Consider the following 19354-nt stretch of genomic DNA (forward strand, 5'->3'; position numbering starts at 1 on the left):
GGTGAACACGGAACTGGTCATCACGGCTCCTTGTCCTTGTACGGGCTCTGGGCGACGACCACGGTGGGCGCCCCCGGCTCGGCCGGCCGGGTCAGCGCGGCGCGCAGGGCTTCGTGGTCGTGGGCGTCGACGGTGTGCGCCGACCAGCCCTCCACGACGAACCGGCGGGCGATTCCGCCGGGCCAGCCGAGACTGGCCGTGCCGTTGTCGACGACGATCACGGTGAGCCGGTCGAGCCCGAACCGGGCGGCCGCGGAAATCGCCTCGTGGTTGCTGCCCTCGTCGAGTTCGCCGTCACCGATGAGGACGACCACCCTGGCCGGCAGGTGCTGGGTACGCAGCCCCAGTGCGACACCGACACCGATCGGCAGGCCGTGGCCGAGGGACCCCGCGCCGATCTCCACGCCGGGGACGAGCCGGTGATCGGGGTGGAAGCCGAGCAGGGAGCCCGCGGTACCCCACGAGCTCAGCGTTTCCGGTTCGAGAAACCCCTTGGCCGCAAGCACGGCGTAGTAGGAGGAAGGACCATGTCCTTTGGAGAGAAGGAATCTGTCCCGGGCCGGGTCGTCGACCCGGTCCGGCGCGACGTCGAGCACTTCGTCGTACAAGACCCAGAGAATATCCATTGTGGACGCTGAGGCACCGGCATGCTTTTCGTCGCCGGTCATCCGCGCCATCAGGCCGGGCAGATCCGCGTAGCCCAGGCTCGTCACGGTGGTCATGCCGCAATTCTGCGGCGCCACCGGCGTCGGCCGAAAGGTATCGATCGGTGTCGGACGATACCCACGCGCACCGTTCGATACAGAAAACCGTTGTCCTGAAAGGAAAATCCGGGCATGCCGGAGGGGCCTGCCGCTCGCGGGGATGGGGGCTCCCCCACGGTAGGAGCGGCAGGCCCCTGCTCGGATCCGCCGGACGGCGCGTCAGTCCGGCGTGTTACCGCTTCCCTTTCCGGTCAGGATCGGGGAGTACACGTTGTCGTAGGTCAGCATCATCATCATGCCGGCCTTCGAGTGGTCCAGGTTGTGGCAGTGGTCCATCCACACACCGGGGTTGTCGGCCAGGAAGGCGAACGTGTAGGTCTCCCCCGGCGCTATGTCCAATGTGTCCGTCCAATACGGAGCTCCGGTCGTCGCCTGGCCGTTGCGGGACAGCACGAGCGCGTGGTGGCCGTGCAGGTGCATCGGATGGTTGTTGTGGCTGCGGTTCACGATCGTTTCCCGGACGAGGTCGCCCTCGTGCACCACGAGCATCGGGGTGTCCGGGAAGCTCGCGCCGTTGATGGTCGGGGTCTGGGCCCAGATACCGTCGTAGAAGCCCAGCCGGTCGTCGAGGATGAGGTCGAACGTCCGGTCGAACCGGCTCGACGGGCCGAACGGGGCCGGTCCGGGCGTGCCGTACGACATGGGGTCGAACGCCGGCGCGTTCGCGGCCACCGGCGGGACGTCGCCCTGGCCGTCCGGGCTGAACAGCTCACCGTCCTGCGGGCTCGCGAGCGCCATCAGCCGCACCGGGTGGTCCGGCATCGTGAAGGAGAGGTCGTAGCGTCCGCCCGAGGCCAGCAGCAGGCGTTCGTCCCGGATGTCCGTGGGCCCGTTGAGATCGGTCCCGTCGATCGCGGTCACCCGGTACGCCGTGCCGGCCAGCGCGAGGTTCCGCGCTTCGGCCCTGCCGGACCCGCCCACCGGGTTGTTGTCGGTGTTGATCAGCCGGATCTTCACCTGGGTGCCGGGCTTGACCACGTGCCGCTGCAGCGTCGTGGACGTCCCGAACCCGGTGAGGTTCCAGGGCTGCCACGTGTGCACCTGTTCGGTGAACTCGACGCCGGGCTCCGCCGCGGCCGGAGCGGCCGACCCGGTGCCAGGGGTCAGCTCCTTCGGCAGCACCACCAGCGAGCCGAACAACCCGATGCGGACGAGCTCGAACGGGTCGTTGTGCGTGTGGTACCAGAAGGTGCCGACCTGGTGCGCGCGGAACCGGTAGGTGTAGGACTCACCGGGCTTGACCGCGTTCATGGTGACCCCGGGGACGCCGTCCTCCGCGTTGGGCACGTCGAGGCCGTGCCAGTGCAGCGAAAGGCTGTCCCTTGCCTCGAGCGGGTGATGGGCGGGCAGGTTGTTCACGAGGGTGATCTGGACCAGGTCGCCCTGGTGAAAACGCAGTTCGGGGCCCGGGACCTGGTCGTTGAAGGCCATGCCGTCGACCACTTTGCCGTCGCTCAGCGTGATCTTCTTCGGCGCCGCCTTCAGGACGAACGTGACGTCCGGCTTGCCGGTGATGTCCCCGGTCAGCGTCGTCGCGTCGATCATCCCCGGCATGCCCGCCATCCCGGCCATGTCACCCATGGCGGGGACGGGGCCGCCGCCGTAGTCGACCGCACCCGCGGACGACATGCTCAGCGTTTCCGGGATGACACTGGCCGCCGCCCAGGAAGCGGCCGTGCCGGCGCCCAGTGCCGTGACGACCACCGCGGCCGTGGCCAGCCGGACGAGCCGCCGGCCCCGGGTCAGCGGCCGGGCGTCCGGCTCGCGGCGCAGCCGGACGAGCCTCGCCTGCCGCAGCCACGCCGGGACCACCGCCAGCACGACCGGCCCCCAGAACACCAGCGCCACGACCGGGGTCAGGTTGTCCGGCCTGGTCAGCAGATCGAAGATCAGCACCATCAGGGCGGCCACCGCGGTCACGTGGACGGGCACGACGAGCGACGGCGCGGAGGCGTCGGCGCGAAGGCCGGCCGGCGTCGGGAGGTCCGGATCACCGGCCGCCACCGCTGCCCGCGCCAGCCGCCGAAGCCGCGGAACGGTCCAGCCGAACACCCCGGCCAGCGGCGCGACGATGAGCGGAAGCATCACCGTGACCCTCGGCTCGACCAGGTCCCAGGCTTCCGTCCAGATGATCACGGTGGCCACCACCAGCACCACCAGCATGAAGGTGGCGAACCCGATGACCACCTGGGTCGTGCGGGCACCCCGCCGGAGCTTGCCCGTCGTCGGACGGTAGGTGAGCCGGCCTGCCCGGTAGCCCGCGATGAGCCACAGCAGCAGCGCCAGCCCGGGCACGATGGAAAACAAGTCGTTCAATGCGACGTACATAACGGTGGATCCCCCGCTGACTCGGAATTCACTTCCGATGACGAGCGTAGCCAGCCGGCCGCCGAATTTGATCCGCACAGCACCGGCTGCCGGATACGGGATATCGCGCAGGAACACTACGCTCGTCGGCGTAGACGGGAATGAATGGAGGTATCGAAAGATACCCGGTTTTCGCGTGGTTCAGACGTGCCCGACGCGGACGAGACCCGTTTCGTAGGCCACGACGACCAGTTCGGCCCGATCGCGGGCGTTCAGTTTGGTCATCGCCCGGTGCACGTGGGTCCTGGCCGTTTCGGGGCTGATCGACAGCCGCCTGCCGATCTCGGCGTTGCTCAGGCCGCCGGCCACCTGCGCCATCACTTCGCGCTCACGGTCGGTCAGCACGGCCAGCCGTTCCGGACGGGTCGGCCCTGGTGAGCCGGTCGCCACGAAGTGGGAGATGAGCCGGCGGGTCACCGACGGCGACAACAGGGAGTCACCCGCGGCCACCACCCGCACCGCGCGCCGGAGCTCTTCCGGGTCGATGTCCTTCGAGAGGAATCCACTGGCTCCCGCGCGCAGGGAACGGAAGACGTATTCGTCCATTTCGAACGTCGTCAGCACGACCACCCGGCAGCCGGCGAGCTCGGGATCGGCGCTGATCTGCGCGGTCGCCTCGAGGCCGTCCATCTGCGGCATCCGGACGTCCATCAGCACCACGTCCGGTTTGACCGACTTCACCATCCGCACCGCGTCGAGCCCGTTACTCGCCTCGGCGACGACGAGAATGTCGTCGCCGTTTTGCAACAGTCCGCGAAGTCCTTCCCGAACCAGTGCCTGATCATCGACAAGTGCCACGCGGATCACCACAATGGGATCGTACAAGCATGCCATTCCGGCGTCGACGATCAGGGGACCGTGGTGGGTGAAGTGACCGGTGTGCGCGCACCGTGGTCCGAGCGGTTCCGGAGGCCGATTCCGCGGACGAGCCGGTTGACGGCCGATGTCGTGCTCGCCGTCGTGGTGGCCGCGGCGGTGACCGTGGCGGTCGGCGTGGCGCACGGTCCGGGCGCGCGCCCGCCGGATGCCCTGGCCTACTCGCTGGCCCTCGCCATCGGGGTGGTGATGCTCGGCAGGCGGCGCTGGCCGGTCGGCATCCTCGTCGCCACCGTCATCCTGCTGTTCACCTACTACTTCCTCGGCTACCCCGGGATCCAGCCGGCGATCCCGCTCGCCGCCGCCGTCTACTCGACGGCCGCGTCCGGGCGGCTCGCGTCGTCCTGGCTGATCGCGGGGTGGGCGCTCGTGTCGTCGGCGTTCATGTTCACCTTTCACCTGCGCGAGCCGTTCCTCCAGGTCGTCAACGACACGGTCGACGAGACGGCGCTGCTGGTCGTGGTGATCCTCCTGGCCCAGGTCAGCCTGAACCGGCAGCAGCGGCTCGCCGAAGCGCAGGCACGGATCGCGAAGGCGGAGACCGACCGTGAACGCGAAACGGCCAGGCGGGTCAGCGACGAACGGCTGCACATCGCCCGGGACGTCCACGACATCGTCGCCCACACCATCTCGGCGATCGCCATCCAGGCGGGTTTCGTCCAGGAACGCCTCGGCGACGACGCCCCCGACGCCAAGCGCGCCGCCGGCGAGATCCGCGCGGCCGCGCGCGAAGCCATGACCGAGCTGAAGGCGCTGCTGGGCCTCCTGCGCAACGACCACTCGTCGGACCCCGTGCCGGTGCCGGGCCTGGACCAGCTCGACCAGCTGATCTCCGTGACCCGGGCGGCCGGCCTGGAGGTCTCTGCTTCGCTGTCCCTCGGTCCCGAGCCGCTGTCCGCCGCGGTGGAACTGACCGTGTACCGCATCGTGCAGGAAGCCCTGACCAACACGGTCCGGCACGCCCGCGCGGGCCGGGTGACGGTGTCGGCGCACCGCGGGCACGGAGTCGTGACCGTCGAAGTCGTCGACAACGGAAGGGGCGGCCGGCACGTCCAGCTCGACCGCTTCGGGCACGTCCGCAGCGGCCACGGCCTGATCGGCATGACCGAACGGGCGCACATGCTCGGCGGCACCCTCGCCGCCGGCCCCACGGCCGCCGGCGGCTTCCGCGTGTACGCCAGCCTGCCCCTGCCCGAGGATTGACCCCGGCGGCTTGACTACGCGAGACCGCCGTTGCTCCGGATTCGCGCAGTCCTGCGGCACACCGAGGCGTCCCAACGGCGTGCCGCGCCGGGGCCGGCGCCCTCGCCCAGTCAGAGCCAAGAGCGCCGACCCCGGCCGGGGCGGACCTGTGTCAGGCGGTTACCGCTGCAACGTCAGCACGCCCGGCCGCCAGGGCAGGTGGTTGTAGTCGGTGCCGTCGGAGCTGGGGCTCCTTCCCTGGTAAAGGAGCTGCAGATTGCAGGGGTCGACGGTCTTGGTCTGATCGGGGTTGGTGCGGACCAGGTCGCCGTGGCTGATGTCGTTGGTCCAGGTGGCGCCGCTGTTGGCCTTGCCCGCGAAGGGGTTGCTCTCGGTGGCCGCCTGCGGGGTCCAGGTGCCGCCCAGGCTGGTGGCGGTGAAGGAGCGGAAGTAACGCCCGTTCGCACCCATCGCCTCGACGAGCATGAGGTACTGGTTCTGGTCCTTGACCTTGTAGACCTCGACCGCTTCGAAGAGGTTGGCCGTCGTGTCGCTCATGATCGTCGTGTAGGACGAGCCGAAGCTGCCCGGGAAGTTCCCGATCGGCATGCTCGCCCGGTAGATCTTGCCGTTGTCGCCGGCGAAGAACAGGTACATGTTCGCGCCGTCACCGATGAGAGTCTGGTCGAGCGGAGCTCCACCGGGGATGGTGCCGGTGAACAGCTCCTGCGGTGCCGACCAGCCGTTGGCGTTGGCGGGGTCGCTCGACGTCCGGTAGCTGAAGGTCGTCGGGCCCCACTGGTAGGCGAGCACCCAGATGTTCTTCGGGGCGAAGTAGAGCAGCGTGGGGGCGACGGTGCCGATGTTCATCCCGTTCTGGCCGGCCGAGGCCATGTCGGACCAGTTCGTGAACGGGGTGAAGGCCATCGAGCCGTACGCCCCCGCCGAGTTGGTCGTCGACCCGTAGACGAGGTGCTTGCCGTTGTAGACGACGCTGCTGAAGTCCTTGAGCGCGAGCCAGTCCGGCTTCGGGTTCGCCAGCGAGCCCGTCGAGGACCAGTGGTACGTCGACGGAAGGGAACACGAGCTGGTGTCGCCCAGCCGGACCAGCTGCCACTGCTGGTTGGCCCCGTTCCAGTCGCCGTATTGGACGACGGCCGCTCCGTCCGCGGTCGACGCGCCCGTCACCTCCACGGCTTTGCCGCTGTTGCGGTTGATCAGCCTGAGGTAGCCGCCGTCGGAGTCGGTGAGGCTGAATTGCTGGTTGGTTCCGTTGAGATCCGTCCACTGCTGGACTTTCGCGCCGTCGGCGGTCGACCAGTTGCCGATGTCGAGGACCTTGCCGGAGTTCTTCGACTTCAGCCGGTAGTAGCCGTTGCCGGAGTCCACGAACTGCCACTGCTGGTTGGCTCCGTCGTGGCGCGACCACTGATTGATCGCCGCTCCGTCGGCGGTGGAAACACCGGAGACGTCCATCGCCTTGCCGCTGTTGCGGTTGACCAGCACGTACCAGGCACTCGTGTCGACGGTCGCCGCCGACGCCGCACCGGTGTTCAGCACGACCGCCGCGGTCGCCGCGAGGACGATCGTGAGCAGGGTGATCAGTGTGCGCGTTAGCGCTAACATTCTTGTCGTGGAATGCATTCGCATCAATTTCTCCGGAATCTTCGATTCGGGCTGATCAACGCGGAGTTTCCCGCAAATGTAGTCAGCTCTTCCGCCAGAGTCAACGGCAGTTCCCTTGTCGAATGGAATTCGACAAGGGAACTGCCGACTTCGAAATAGCGAAATCGTCGACGCGCCGAAACTTTCGGTGTCAGCGCTTGCCGGTGGCGGACGCGCGCCCGGCCCGGGCCGCCAGGACGGCGAAGGCCGCCCGCAACTCCGGCGGGCCGGCCACTTCGATCTCCGCGTCGAAGCGCGCCAGGCCGGCGGCGAGCGCCGCCCACGACCAGGATCCGCCGACCAACCTCGTCCTCCCCGGTGCGACCTCCTCGACAACACCGTCGCCCGCGAACGGTGCCACTTCCGCGATCGGCAGGCCGAGGACCACCTCTCCCCGGCACGGCCAGACGTCGGCGGTGGTGGAGCCTTTGAACCGCGCGGCGAGGAACGCCCCGACGTCGCCGCCCGGCACCTCCCGCGGGGCGAACCGCGGCCCGTTCGGCGTGCGCAGCGTCATCCGGTCGGCACGGTAGGTCCGCCAGTCCTCCCGGCCGGCGTCCCAGCCGACCAGGTACCACCGTCCGCTCCGGGCGACGAGGTGGTGCGGCTGCACCCGGCGCGGCGGACCCGGGTCCGCCGGCCGGGACGGTGACTCGTAGCCGAACCGGACCTCCTCGGCGGCCCGGATCGCCGAGCTCAGCGCGAGCAGGACGTCCGTGTCGACCTGGGTGGCGCGTCCGGCCGCGGTGATCTCGAGCAGGTCGACGCGCTGCCGCAGGCGCGCGGGCATCACCTGGCGCACCGTGGCCAGCGCCCGCGCGGCGGCTTCCTCGATGCCCGCGCCGGTGCCGACGGCGATCCGCAGCGCCACCGCGAGCGCGACCGCCTGTTCTTCGTCGAACAGCAACGGCGGCATCCGGCTGCCGGCCTCGAGCCGGTAGCCACCCTCCGGCCCCTTGACCGCCTGGACGGGATAGCCGAGCTCGCGCAGCCGGTCGACGTCGCGGCGCACGGTCCGTTCGCTCACGCCCAGCCGGTCGGCCAGCAGCGAGCCCGACCAGTCCCGGCGGACCTGCAGCAGGGACAGCAGCGAGAGCAGGCGGCCCGAGGTCGCCGTCGAGGAAGCGGTCGGCATGAGTTTCATGCTGCCACGAGAAGCGGACGTTCCCTGACCGCTACCGCTGACATCGTGGCTCTCGTCGCCGGAAACCTCCGGCCGCTACCCCTCGCGAAGGACCGGAACACCATGTCGCTCAACGCTGTCGCCCACCTGAACTTCACCGGACAGGCCCGCGCGGCCCTGGAGTTCTACCAGTCGGTCTTCGGCGGCCAGGCCACCATCGTCACCTACGGCGACTTCGGCCTGCCCGCCGAACTGCCCGACGCGGGCAAGGTGGTGTTCGGCCAGGTCACCGCGGACAACGGCTTCAGCGTCATGGCCTACGACGTCCCCGGCACCGACGGACCGGCCACCCCGGCCACGCCCACCACCCGCCGCGAGAACGGCACCACGATCACGAAGGAGCCGTTCTTCCTCTCCGTCCGCGGCGCGACCGTCGACGAGGTTTCCCCGGTGTGGAAGGGCCTCGCCGAAGGCGCCACCGTCATCGAAGAGTTCGGCCCGGCTCCCTGGGCGCCCGCGTTCGGGATGCTGGCCGACCGCTTCGGCGTCACCTGGATCATCGACGTCGCGGCCGGATACGCCCAGGGCTGAGCATCGTCCACCGGGCCCTCGACCACGGCGTCGGCGCCGGCGTCACGAAGTGGCGGGCAACAGCCGGAACGTCTTGCGGTACTCGCTCGGGCTGACCTTCACCGTCTGCGCGAACTGGACGCGGAAGTTGCTGGGTGACGGGAAGCCGACCTGGCCCGCGATGCGGTCGATCGTGTGGTCGGTGAGCTCCAGCAGCTCCTGGGCGTGCCGGATGCGCACCCCGGTCAGCCACTGGATCGGGCTCTGCCCGGTCTCGGCGTGGAAGTGCCGGGTCAGCGTGCGGGCGCTCATCCCCGCCGCGTCGGCGATGTCGGCGAGCGTGAGCGGGCGGTGGGCGTTCTCCTCGATCCACGCGAGCGCCTTTTCCAGGGTCGCGGTCTGGTACGTCGGGCGGTTGCGGAGGATGTACCGGCCCTGCCCGCCGGTGCGTTGCAGGGGCGCGACGGCGAGCCGCGCGGCGTCGGCGGCGACCGCGACACCGTAGTCGCGCTCGACGAGGTGCAGGCACATGTCCAGCCCCGCCGACGCGCCCGCGGACGTCAGGATCTGCCCGTTGTCGACGTAGAGCGCGTCCGGGTCGACGCGGACGGCCGGGTACCGGCGGGCCAGTTCGTCGGTGGCGAGCCAGTGGGTGGTCGCCCGCTGCCCGTCGAGCAGGCCGGCCTCGGCGAGGGTGAAGGCGCCGACGCAGATCGAAGCGACCCGCGATCCGCGGGCCACCGACGCGCGCAGGAATTCGGCCACGCCGTCCGGTAGCGGCCGGCCCGGATCGTTCCGGCCGGGAACGACGACGAGGTCGGCGCGCTCCACGTCGTCGAGCCGCGCCTCGACGTTGAGCCGCACCGGTCCGGCGCCGACGACCGGGTCCGGACCGGCGACGACGATCCGGTAGCCGCCGCGGCCGTCCGGCAGCCTGGCGCGCCCGAGCGTCTCGATCGGCGTGGCCAGATCGAAGGCGATCACATCGTCGAGCGCGAGCACCGCAACCGTGTACATGCAGCAAAAATACCCCGCCGGCCCCGGTGGCCAAATCCAGGCGCCCCACCGCGTGATCGCCACCACCCAGGCGAAAGCCGTGAATGGCACATTGAGGGACTTGAAGTCCCTCAATGTGCCATTCACGGCTTTCAGACGCGGCAGGGCCGTGGTTCAGCGGTACTCGGGTGCCCAGCGCGTCCGCCGGACCGCGTCCGCCACCTCGTCTTCGCTCAGCTCCGGGGCGACGCCGTCCTTGACTGCCTGGACCGCGACCGCCGTCGCGATGCGCGTCGCGATCTCCGGGACGTCCTCCCACGCCGGCAGCAGCGGCTCGTCCGGGTCGGCGAGCGCCGGCGACGCTTCGCCCAATGTCCTGGCCGCCACCCGCATCATCTCGTCGGTGACCCGGGTCGCCCGGGCGGCCGTCACCGCCAGCCCCATCGCCGGGAAGATGTAGACGTTGTTGCACTGGGCGACCCGGCGCGTCTTCCCGCCGCGTTCGACCGGCGCGAACGGAGAGCCGGTCGCGACGAGTGCCCGCCCGCCGGTCCACTCGTCCAGCTCCCGCGGATGCGCTTCGGCCCGGCTGGTCGGGTTCGACAGCGGGAAGATGATCGGCCGGTCGGTCTTGCCCGCCATCTCCCGGACGATCTCCTCGGTGAACGCGCCGGCCGCCGTGGACAGGCCGAGCACCACCCCGGCGTCGACGTGGTGGACCACGTCGGCCAGCCCCGTGCCGTCCCAGTCTTCGACGCGCTTCGCCGGCTGCGCGAACCGGCGCTGCCCGTCCGAAAGCCCCGTCCGGTCGTCGGTGAGCAGCCCGTCGATGTCCACCACCCAGATCCGCTCCGCGGCTTCGGCGTCGGACAGGCCCTGCGCCACCATCTCCTGGCGGATCATCTCCAGCACGCCGATCCCCGCCGACCCCGCGCCCAGCATGACGACCTGCTGCTCGGCCAGCGGACGCCCGGCGACCCGCGCCGCGCCCTGCAACGCGCCGAGCGTGACCGCCGCGGTGCCCTGGATGTCGTCGTTGAACGTGAGCATCCGGTCGCGGTAGCGCTCGAGGATCGGCAAGGCGTGCGGTGTCGCGAAGTCTTCCCACTGCAGAAGAACTTCCGGCAGTTCCTCGCGCACCGCCGTCACGAACTCGTCCACGAAGGCGTAGTACTCGTCGTCGCCGATCCGGCGGTGGCGCCAGCCGAGGTAGTTCGGATCCTCCAGCCGCTCGACGTTGTCCGTGCCGACGTCCAGCACGACCGGCAACGTCCGCGCGGGGTCGATGCCGCCGATGAGCGTGTACAGCGACAGCTTGCCGATCGGGATCCCCATGCCCCCGATCCCCTGGTCTCCCAGACCGAGGATGCGCTGCCCGTCGGTCACGACGATGACGTCCACGTCCCGGTCCGGGCGGTTCCGGAGCACCTCGCGCAGCCGGCCGCGATCGGGGTAGGCGACGAACAGGCCGCGCGGGCGCCGGTAGATGTCGCTGAACCGCTCGCACGCCTCCCCCACCGTGGGTGTGTAGACGATCGGCAGCATCTCCTCGATGTGCCCCGCGAGGAGCCGGTAGAACAACGTCTCGTTGCGGTCCTGCAGCGCCCGCAGGTAGATGTGCCTGTCCAGGTCGTCACGACGACGGGAGAACTCCTGGTAGGTGTGCGCCACCTGGTCGTCCAGCGTCTTCACCGCATACGGCAGCAGGCCGAGCAGCCCCAGCTCGGCGCGTTCCTCCCGGGTGTACGCGGTCCCTTTCGTCGTGAGCGCGTCGAACAAGCTGTTGTGTCCTTTGTGTACCATCAGCGTCTCCGCGGGCCGGTTTCGTCGTCCGGGCACGACACTGCCACATCGGACGGGCCGGTGCCGATCACCGGCGGCGCCGAGGGTTCCCGGGCTCCGGTCCGCTCGGCACCGACGCCCGCCGCCACGACGAACGCGATCCCGGCCACCGCACCCGCGTCCGGAACCTGGTGCAGCACAACCAGTCCGATCGCGAGCGCGAGGGCCGGCTCGAGGCTCATGAGCGTCCCGAACGCGGCCGTGGTGAGGCGCCGCAACGCGAGCATCTCCAGGCTGAACGGCACCACCGGAAGCAGGACGGCGAGCCCGAGCCCGGCCAGCAGAAGCTGCCACGTCAGGTGCACGAACACCGCGGGCCCCGACACCAGCGTGGCCACGATCCCGGCCACCGGCATCGACACGGCCAGTCCGCGCACGCCGGAAACCTCGTCGCCGACCCACTGCGTCAGCAGGATGTAGCAGGCCCAGCACACCGCCGCCGCCAGCGCGAAACCCACGCCCGGCAGGTCCGCGCCGCCGTGCCACGGCTGGGTCAGCAGGACCACGCCGGCCGCCGCGAGGACCGGCCACAGCTTCCGGCCCCCGTGGCCGCGGACGACCGCCACGGTCAGCGGCCCGAGGAACTCGAGCGCGCTCGCGGTGCCCAGGGGCAGCCGGGCGACCGCTTGCATGAACAGCATGGTCATCCCGGCCGTGACCACGCCCAGCGCCACGCAGGCGACCAGGGTCTTCCGCCCGAACGAGGACAGCCGCGGTCTCACCGCGACGGCGAGCAGCACCCCGGCCCAGGCGAGCCGCAGCCACGCGGCGCCTTCGGGGCCGACGCGGTCGAACAGGCCGACGGACACGGCGAGACCGAGCTGGACGCACAGCATGGCCGCGACCGCGAGGGCCGCGCCGGAGCGGGGTGAGGGTGGCACGGCTCCAGGAAATACCGCGGACACCGTTCGCGTCCACTTGCCGATAGTGGACATACCGTTCAGGAATCATGAACAATCAGCGGGTGGACACGCGCAGGCTGCGGTATCTCCTCGAACTGTCGCGGCACGGGTCGATGCGGGCGGTGGCGGATGTGCTCGGCACCACGACGTCGACGGTCTCCCAGCAGATCGCCGCGCTGGCGCGGGAGGCCGGGGCGCCGCTGCTCGAACCCGACGGCCGCCGCGTGCGGCTGACCCCGGCCGGGCAGCGGCTGGCCGACCACGCCGTGACGATCCTGGCCGCCGTCGAGGCCGCCCGGGCCGACCTCGACCCGCACGCCGCACCGGCGGGGACCGTCCGCGTCGGCGGGTTCGCCACGGCGGTCCGGCGCTCGGTGCTGCCCGCCATGGCCGACCTCGCCGGGAACCACCCTCGTGTGCGGGTCGTCGTCAGCGAGTACGAGCCCGCCGAAGCGCTGGCCGCCCTGCTCGCGGACGACCTCGACGTGGCGCTCGTGTACGACTACGACCTCGCGCCCGCCACCACGGACCCCGCGCTCGCCGTCAGTCCACTGTGGACGACACGGTGGAGCCTCGCCGTCCCCGCGGCCGGCGCGCACCGGGTGCGCGGCGAAGGAACCCTCGCCGTCTTCGACGCCTTCCGCGACCACGACTGGATCGGCAACTCCCGCAACACCGCCGACGAGGACGTGGTCCGCACGCTCGCGTCCATGGCGGGGTTCACGCCCCGGTTCACCCACCGCGCGGACAGCCTCGACCTGGTCGAGGACCTCATCACCGCCCGCGGCCGCAGTGTCGGCCTGCTCCCGCGGGGGCGCGCCACCCCGCCGGGCGTCGCCCTGCTGCCGCTGCCCGATCCGGCCATCCGGCAGCGAGCTTTCGCGTGCACCCGCCGGGGCCGCGCCGCGTGGCCTCCGCTGGCCCTGGTGCTGGACCTGCTGGCACGCTGACGGCAAGCGGCCGCCACCCTGTGCGCTCCGCGGCCCATCGAGACAAGCGCCGCAGTCCACACCTTGGACGGCCGACGGCTCACCGGGCGGTCGACAGCACGGTTCGGGGGGCCAGCCGGCCCTTCTCCGGTTCCCGCGTGACCTGGCCGGCCGCCACCGCCGCGGTCAGCGCGCCGACGGCGTCCTCGGCGCGGTAGATCGTCTCGAGCAGCGTGAACCGCTGCAGCTCGGCGACGGTGTGGGAACCCCGCCGGGCCAGTTCCGCCAGCAGTGCCCGCCGCAGCGGCAGGAGCTGCGGGGTGAGCGAGATGTCGACCAGCGTGCCTTCGGCGTCACGCGGGTCGCGGTACCGGATGCCCGCGAACTCGTCCACCGCCCACAGCTCGTTCTTGAACGTCGTGAGGTGCCGCCCGTCCGCCGTCGCGAAGATCAGCGCCCGCGCGCTCCCGTCCTCGGCCACCAGGTCCACCGCCACCGCGCACCCGAGCCCCGCCGTCCGCAGCCGCTCCCGGTGGTCCGTGCCCGGCTCGGTCGCGAGCAGGACCTCGTGCGCCTTGCCCCGCACCAGGGACGGTGGCCAGGCGCCGGACAGGTGGGCCAGCATCGGCCCGGGTACCTCGACCTCCCCGAGGTCGTCGACCGTCCGGACGGCCAGCCCGGCCGGAGCCCCGGCCGGCGCGGCCCGGCCCACGAGCACCGCCTCCAGGTGGTGGCCGGTCAGCCGGTCGGCGAACTCGCCGAAGACCCGGAACGCGTCGGCCGCGAGGTCGCCGCACTCCACGTACGTGCCGCCGCGCTGCGACCGCAGCACCGTCGCGGTCCACGCGTCGAGGTACCGCACCAGCACGTCACGCTCCACGGAAACGTGCGGGTCAGGACGCGGGACGCGCTCGGCCACGCTTCCGGTTCTACCGCACTCGCCGCCGCGTCACCAGACGTGCGCCGGGTGACCGGTTGCGATTTCCGGGGAAACCTCCGGGCGGCACCGGCCCTGACCGCGGGACTCTCAGGGTTTTCCCACCACCTCCCAGGAACCGGCCAGGCGACCGGGCCACGCTCGCCGCATGACGATCGAAATCCGGGGCCTGACCAAGCGGTACGGGCCCGACACCGTGGTGGACGACCTGTCGTTCACCGTCGAACCCGGGCAGGTGACCGGGTTCCTCGGGCCCAACGGCGCCGGCAAGTCCACGACCATGAAGATGATCGTGGGCCTGGCCGCGCCGACGCGGGGCTCGGTCACCGTCGGCGGACGCCGTTACCGGGACCTTCCCGTGCCGCTCACCGAGGTGGGCGCCCTGCTCGACGCCGGTGCCGTCCACAGTGGCCGGAAGGCGGCCGACCACCTGCTGGCCCTCGCGGTGAGCAACGGGCTCCCCCGGCGCCGGGTCGGCGAGGTGCTCGCCCGGACCGGGCTGGAGGGGGTGGCCGGCAAGCGGGCCGGTGGGTTCTCCCTCGGCATGCGGCAGCGCCTCGGCCTGGCGGCGGCCCTGCTCGGCGACCCGCGGGTGCTGATCTTCGACGAACCCGTGAACGGCCTCGATCCCGAAGGGATCCGCTGGATCCGGGACTTCATGCGCTCCCTCGCCCGCGAGGGCCGCGCGGTGCTGGTGTCCAGCCACCTGATGAGCGAGATGGCGCAGACCGCCGACCACCTGGTCGTCATCGGCCGGGGAAAGCTCGTCGCCGACACCGCCGTCAGCGAACTCGTGCGCGGTGAGGGCACTGTGCACGTCCGCACGCCCGATCCCGGCTTCGCGCGCCTGCTGGTCACCGCCGGGGCCACCGTCCGGGAAGGCGTCGAGTCCTCGCTCGTCGTCTCCGGCATGACGAGTGCGGAGATCGGCAAGCTGGCCGCCTACCACGGCATCGCGCTCGCCGAACTCGTCCCGCAGCGCGTCTCGCTGGAGGACGCCTTCATGGAACTGACCAAGGACAGCGTCGACTACCAGGGAGCCACCGCATGAGCGTGTCCTTCACCCACTCCGTCCACGCGGAGTGGATCAAGCTCCGCAGCCTGCGTTCCACCTGGTACACCCTGGCGTGCCTGGTGGCGGTCGGGCTCGGCATCACGGCGCTCGCCATGAACGCCGCCGCACAGCAGTACCCGGGCGACGACCCCTGGGATCCCACCGGCCGCAGCCTGACGTCGTACATCGTCGCGCAGCTGATCATCGCGGTGCTGGGCATCCTGGTCGTCACCGGCGAGCACGCGACCGGCCTGATCCGGACGTCGCTGATCGCCACGCCGCGGCGGCACCGGCTGCTGGCGGCCAAGGTGGTCGTGGCCGTCGCCGTCGCCGTGGTGGCCGGGCAGGTGCTGATGTTCGCCGCCTTCTTCCTCGGCCAGGCCGTCCTCGCCGGCCATGGCGTGCCGCACGCGCGGCTGGGCGATCCCGGCGTGCTGTCCGCCGTGGCCGGTGGCGGGCTCTACCTCGCGGCGATCGCGCTGCTCGCGGTCGGGCTGGGCACGATCATGCGCGCCACGGCGGGCGCGCTCGCCACCCTGGTCGGGATCGTCTTCCTGGTCCCGGGCTTCGCGGGTCTCTTCCCGGCGTGGCTGTACGGCCTGCTCCGCTACTGGCCGACGCTCGGCGCGGCCACGGTCTTCAAGACGGTCCCCGACCCGGACTTCCCGCACCCGTGGCTGAACCTGGCCGGGATGTGCGCCGGCGTCGCCGCCGTGCTGGCCGCCGCGTTCGTGGTCTTCCAGCGCCGGGACGTGTGATGCGGGAGGCGGGCCGGGGCCTGGCGGCGGCGGCCGCCGCGCTGCTCGCCATGGTGATGGTCGCCGCGGCGGGCCTGGCCCTCCTCGGGGCCGGCCGGACCGGCGGGTTCGGCGCGCTGACCGCGGCGGTCGTCGCACTGGCCGCGGGCGGCACGGCGGAGGTCGGCGCGGCCCCGGCGGGCGGGCTGCCGGTCGTCGTGCGGGGCGATCTCCACCTGCTGCCGCTCGGCGTTTCCCTGGCCGGCGCGGCCGTCCTGGCCGGGGTGCTGCTGCGCCGCCGCGAGAACGGGCTCCTGGTCCGCGGTGCCGCGGCGGCCGCGGGACTGGCGATGGGGTTGAGCGCTTTCGCTTTCGCGGCACGAGGAAAGCTGGCGCTGCCGGGCAGTGTCACGACCGCCGGCTGCGTGCGGAACGGCGTTTCGCCGCGCCTGCCCGGCTCCGGCGGCCTGGACGCCGGGTTTTCCGTGGCGGCCGGCCCGGCGGTCGCGGGAGCCGTCGCCGGGACCGTCGTGGTCGTCGGGACCTGCCTGCTCGGCACGCGGTTTCCGGTCGTGACGAGCAGTCTGCGGGCGTTGCGGTGGCCGGCGGCCGGGTTGGCTGTGCTGTGCCTGGCCGCTGCCTGGATCTTCGGCGGCGCCCCCGCGGCCGCGGTCGTCCTGCTCGCCCTCCCCCAGCTGGTGTGCGGAGCGGTGACGCTGGGGCTCGGCGTGCCGTGGACAACCACAGGCCTGCTCTCCTGTGCGCCGGATCTCTCGCCGGGCGGTCCGGCGTCCTGGGTGGCGGCGGCGGTCCTGCTCGCCTGCGGCGTCGCCGCCCGCAGCCGCAGGCCCGGCGACCCGCTGCGCCGGGCCGTCGCGAGTGCCGTGCGGCTCGGTCCCGTGGTGGGTGCCGTGATCGCCGTCGTGACGCTGCTGTCGCGGGCTTCCGTCGACATCACCGTCAGCGCCTTCGGTTTGTCGCTGCCCGTCTTCGACGCGCGGTTGACGGCGAACCCGCTGCTCGCGCTGGTGGCCGGGGTCGTGGGCGGCGCCGTGGCGGGCTTCGCGGGCTCCCTGCTCGCCGACGGGATCTCCGTATCCTCGCGGGCATGGAAGCGATGACGTCCCGGCTGCTGGTGGTGGACGACGAGGCCACCGTCCGCGAGCTGCTCTCCGCCGCGCTGCGGTTCGCCGGCTTCCAGGTGACCTCCGCGGCGACCGCGGGGGAAGCCGTCGCTTCGGCCACCGCCGAGCCGCCCGACCTGGTGCTGCTGGACGTCATGCTGCCGGACATGGACGGCTTCGAAGTGGTCCGAAGGCTGCGCGAGCGGCCCTCGAACCACGGCGCACCGGTGCCCGTCCTGTTTCTGACTGCGCGGGACCGCCAGTCCGACAAGGTCACCGGCCTCTCCCTCGGCGCCGACGACTACGTCACGAAGCCCTTCGACCTGGCGGAGCTGATCGCGCGGATCCGCGCGATCCTCCGCCGGACCGCGGGCCACCCGGCGGCCGTGCTCACGGTCGGCACCCTCGCGCTCGACGCCGAAGGCCACCAGGTGACGCGCGCGGGGCAGCCCGTCCGCCTGTCCGCCACCGAATTCCGGTTGCTGCGCTACCTGATGGAGAACGCCGGGCGGGTGGTGTCGAAGGCGCAGATCCTCGACCGGGTGTGGCGTGACGACTTCGGCGGCGACGCCGGCATCGTCGACACCTACATCTCCTACCTGCGGCGCAAAGTCGACACCGACGAGCCGAAGCTCGTCCACACCGTGCACGGCGTCGGCTACGTGCTGCGGGAGCCCCGGCGGTGAGGCAGCTTTCCCTGCGCGCCCGGCTGCTGCTGCTCACCGCGGGCCTGCTGCTGGCCGGCCTGACCCTCATCGGCGCGCTGGTTTCCGATCAGCTGGAGCGCTTCCAGCTCGACCGGCTCGACGGCCAGCTGCGCTCGATGACCGAGCTCATCTCCCTGGCGGCGGGGCCGCCCCCGGCCGCGAACCCGGCCGTACGACCCGATCTCGTCGACCCCGCGCTGGAGCTCTTCGGCACCCCGTACGTCGTGTACCTCGACGCGAGCGGCGCGGTGACGGGCGGCCTCCACTCCTCGCGGGTGGCCGGTGCGGCGCTGCCGCCGCTCGACGCGCTGCGCACGGTCCCGGCCGACGGGACAGCCGTCGACCTGGACGCCGCCGACGGGTCGCAGCGCTGGCGGGCCGTCGCCCGGCCGGCCGTCCGCTGGGCCGGGACGGTCGTTTCGGCCGCGCCGCTCGCCGAAGCGGACGCCACGATCGCCCAGCTGCGGACGAGCAGCCTGGTCACCGGCGCCGCGCTGCTGGTCGTGCTGACCGCGGCCGGCTGGTTCGCCCTCGGCCGGGGCCTGCGCCCGCTGCGCCGGATCGAGCACACGGCCGCGGCGATCGCCGGCGGTGACCTCACCCGGCGCGTCCCGGTCCTCGCGTCGCCCGGCACGGAGATCGGGCACCTCGCGACGTCGCTCAACACCATGCTCGGCCACCTGGAACGGGCCTTCGCCGACCGGGCCGCGTCCGAGGCGCGGATGCGGACCTTCGTCTCGGACGTCAGCCACGAACTGCGCACGCCGCTGTTCGGGATCAAGGGTTCCACGGAGCTCTACCGGATGGGGGCACTGGCGGGACCGTCCGATGTGGACGAAGCGATGCGCCGCATCGACCGCGAAGCCACCCGGCTCACCGCGCTGACCGAGGACCTGCTGCTGCTCGCCCAGCTCGACGAGGCACCCGAAGAGCAGCTCGACCGGGCTCCGATGGACCTGCGCACCCTCGCCGGCGACGCCCGGCAGGACCTGCGGGCCCTCGATCCGGGCCGCCCCGTTTCCCTGACCGGGCCGGGTGGCGCCGGCCCGCCCGGGCCGGCGCCGGTCGACGCCGACGAGGCCCGGCTGCGGCAGGTCGTCACCAACCTCGTCGGCAACGCCGCCGCCCACACCCCGGCGGGCACCCGCGTCCGCATCGGGGTCGGCACGGTGGACGGCCGAGCGGTGCTCGAGGTGGCCGACGAGGGCCCGGGCATGGCGGCCGAGCAGGCGAGCCGCGTCTTCAACCGCTTCTACCGGGCCGACCGTTCCCGGACCCGGACCCCCGGTGCCGACGCCGGCCTGGGGCTCGCCATCGCCCGCTCCCTGGCGCGCGCCCACGGCGGCGACGTCGAACTGGAGACCGCGGCCGGGGAAGGCGCCTGCTTCCGGCTCGTGTTGCCGTTGCCGGACACCGGCTTCACGGCCTGACGCCGGTCACGCGGTCACGGGCGGGAAGGGCCGAGGGACTTCCGGGCAAACTTCAGCCAGCCCTCGTGCTCACCCGATGGTGTGGTGTTAACTGTCCCGACAGACAGAGAGCGTTTCCCCGACCTCGGTTGCGACGGCACAAAGCAGTA

General features: G+C 71.8%; 17 protein-coding genes. 8 read left to right on the plus strand and 9 right to left on the minus strand.

All coding sequences use genetic code 11. The annotated features are described in order from the left end of the window. Nucleotides 1-20 precede the first annotated feature (20 nt). The 3 genes from A3CE_RS0105555 to A3CE_RS0105565 all read right to left on the minus strand — a co-directional run bounded on the left by A3CE_RS0105555 (nt 21) and on the right by A3CE_RS0105565 (nt 3938). A complete protein-coding gene (locus A3CE_RS0105555) occupies nt 21-722 on the minus strand; it encodes a thiamine pyrophosphate-dependent enzyme (protein WP_020639077.1) in 702 nt (233 codons plus the stop codon). A 201-nt stretch (nt 723-923) separates the two neighbouring features. Then, nucleotides 924-3092, minus strand: a complete 2169-nt coding sequence (locus tag A3CE_RS0105560) for a multicopper oxidase family protein (protein ID WP_020639078.1) — start codon at nt 3090-3092, stop codon at nt 924-926. Nucleotides 3093-3272: 180 nt separating this feature from the next. Continuing rightward, complete coding sequence (locus A3CE_RS0105565) at nt 3273-3938, minus strand: response regulator (protein ID WP_043791846.1); 666 nt, start codon at nt 3936-3938, stop codon at nt 3273-3275. A gap of 126 nt (nt 3939-4064) precedes the next feature. Between A3CE_RS0105565 and A3CE_RS0105570 the strand changes: the two genes are divergently transcribed. Continuing rightward, nucleotides 4065-5210 carry a sensor histidine kinase gene (locus tag A3CE_RS0105570; RefSeq protein WP_125591506.1) on the plus strand — a complete coding sequence of 382 codons (1146 nt, stop codon included), beginning with the start codon at nt 4065-4067 and terminating at the stop codon, nt 5208-5210. A gap of 159 nt (nt 5211-5369) precedes the next feature. Here A3CE_RS0105570 and A3CE_RS0105575 read toward each other — a convergent pair whose 3' ends face one another. Continuing rightward, nucleotides 5370-6815, minus strand: coding sequence for a non-reducing end alpha-L-arabinofuranosidase family hydrolase (locus A3CE_RS0105575; protein ID WP_020639081.1), 1446 nt, complete (start codon nt 6813-6815; stop codon nt 5370-5372). Between the two features lie 190 nt (nt 6816-7005). After that, complete coding sequence (locus A3CE_RS0105580; protein ID WP_026468186.1) at nt 7006-7989, minus strand: helix-turn-helix transcriptional regulator; 984 nt, start codon at nt 7987-7989, stop codon at nt 7006-7008. Between the two features lie 111 nt (nt 7990-8100). On the opposite strand from A3CE_RS0105580, the gene A3CE_RS0105585 reads away from it, so the two are divergent. Continuing rightward, nucleotides 8101-8568 carry a VOC family protein gene (locus A3CE_RS0105585; protein WP_026468187.1) on the plus strand — a complete coding sequence of 156 codons (468 nt, stop codon included), beginning with the start codon at nt 8101-8103 and terminating at the stop codon, nt 8566-8568. Between the two features lie 42 nt (nt 8569-8610). Here the strand turns inward: A3CE_RS0105585 and A3CE_RS0105590 are convergent, their stop codons facing one another. The 3 genes from A3CE_RS0105590 to A3CE_RS0105600 all read right to left on the minus strand — a co-directional run bounded on the left by A3CE_RS0105590 (nt 8611) and on the right by A3CE_RS0105600 (nt 12266). After that, complete coding sequence (locus tag A3CE_RS0105590) at nt 8611-9564, minus strand: GlxA family transcriptional regulator (RefSeq protein ID WP_020639084.1); 954 nt, start codon at nt 9562-9564, stop codon at nt 8611-8613. A 153-nt stretch (nt 9565-9717) separates the two neighbouring features. After that, a complete protein-coding gene (locus tag A3CE_RS0105595) occupies nt 9718-11346 on the minus strand; it encodes an NAD-dependent malic enzyme (protein WP_043790697.1) in 1629 nt (542 codons plus the stop codon). Continuing rightward, the gene (locus A3CE_RS0105600; protein ID WP_043790699.1) at nt 11346-12266 is read right to left on the minus strand and encodes an EamA family transporter; all 921 of its coding nucleotides are present in this window, start codon (nt 12264-12266) and stop codon (nt 11346-11348) included. The genes A3CE_RS0105595 and A3CE_RS0105600 overlap by 1 nt, the downstream gene beginning before the upstream one ends. Before the next feature lie 83 nt (nt 12267-12349). On the opposite strand from A3CE_RS0105600, the gene A3CE_RS0105605 reads away from it, so the two are divergent. Continuing rightward, nucleotides 12350-13237 carry a LysR family transcriptional regulator gene (locus A3CE_RS0105605; RefSeq protein ID WP_026468188.1) on the plus strand — a complete coding sequence of 296 codons (888 nt, stop codon included), beginning with the start codon at nt 12350-12352 and terminating at the stop codon, nt 13235-13237. A gap of 79 nt (nt 13238-13316) precedes the next feature. Here A3CE_RS0105605 and A3CE_RS0105610 read toward each other — a convergent pair whose 3' ends face one another. Next, nucleotides 13317-14135: a hypothetical protein gene (locus A3CE_RS0105610; protein ID WP_026468189.1), complete on the minus strand. Its 819-nt coding sequence runs from the start codon at nt 14133-14135 to the stop codon at nt 13317-13319. A 166-nt stretch (nt 14136-14301) separates the two neighbouring features. On the opposite strand from A3CE_RS0105610, the gene A3CE_RS0105615 reads away from it, so the two are divergent. The 5 genes from A3CE_RS0105615 to A3CE_RS0105635 are packed head-to-tail and all read left to right on the plus strand — an operon-like array spanning nt 14302 to nt 19205. Beyond that, entirely contained in the window at nt 14302-15204 is a 903-nt protein-coding gene (locus A3CE_RS0105615) for an ABC transporter ATP-binding protein (RefSeq protein WP_020639089.1), read from the plus strand. Next, on the plus strand, nt 15201-15965 hold the full coding sequence (locus tag A3CE_RS0105620) for an ABC transporter permease (protein ID WP_020639090.1): 765 nt from the start codon (nt 15201-15203) through the stop codon (nt 15963-15965). Before A3CE_RS0105615 ends, A3CE_RS0105620 begins: the two co-directional genes overlap by 4 nt. Continuing rightward, nucleotides 15965-17065, plus strand: a complete 1101-nt coding sequence (locus tag A3CE_RS0105625; RefSeq protein WP_020639091.1) for a streptophobe family protein — start codon at nt 15965-15967, stop codon at nt 17063-17065. Before A3CE_RS0105620 ends, A3CE_RS0105625 begins: the two co-directional genes overlap by 1 nt. Then, the gene (locus A3CE_RS0105630) at nt 17062-17754 is read left to right on the plus strand and encodes a response regulator transcription factor (RefSeq protein ID WP_020639092.1); all 693 of its coding nucleotides are present in this window, start codon (nt 17062-17064) and stop codon (nt 17752-17754) included. Before A3CE_RS0105625 ends, A3CE_RS0105630 begins: the two co-directional genes overlap by 4 nt. After that, nucleotides 17751-19205, plus strand: a complete 1455-nt coding sequence (locus A3CE_RS0105635) for a sensor histidine kinase (RefSeq protein ID WP_020639093.1) — start codon at nt 17751-17753, stop codon at nt 19203-19205. The genes A3CE_RS0105630 and A3CE_RS0105635 overlap by 4 nt, the downstream gene beginning before the upstream one ends. The last annotated feature ends 149 nt before the right edge of the window (nt 19206-19354 follow it).

It is taken from the genome of Amycolatopsis balhimycina FH 1894 (genome assembly GCF_000384295.1).
GTDB classification, from domain to species: Bacteria; Actinomycetota; Actinomycetes; order Mycobacteriales; family Pseudonocardiaceae; genus Amycolatopsis; species Amycolatopsis balhimycina.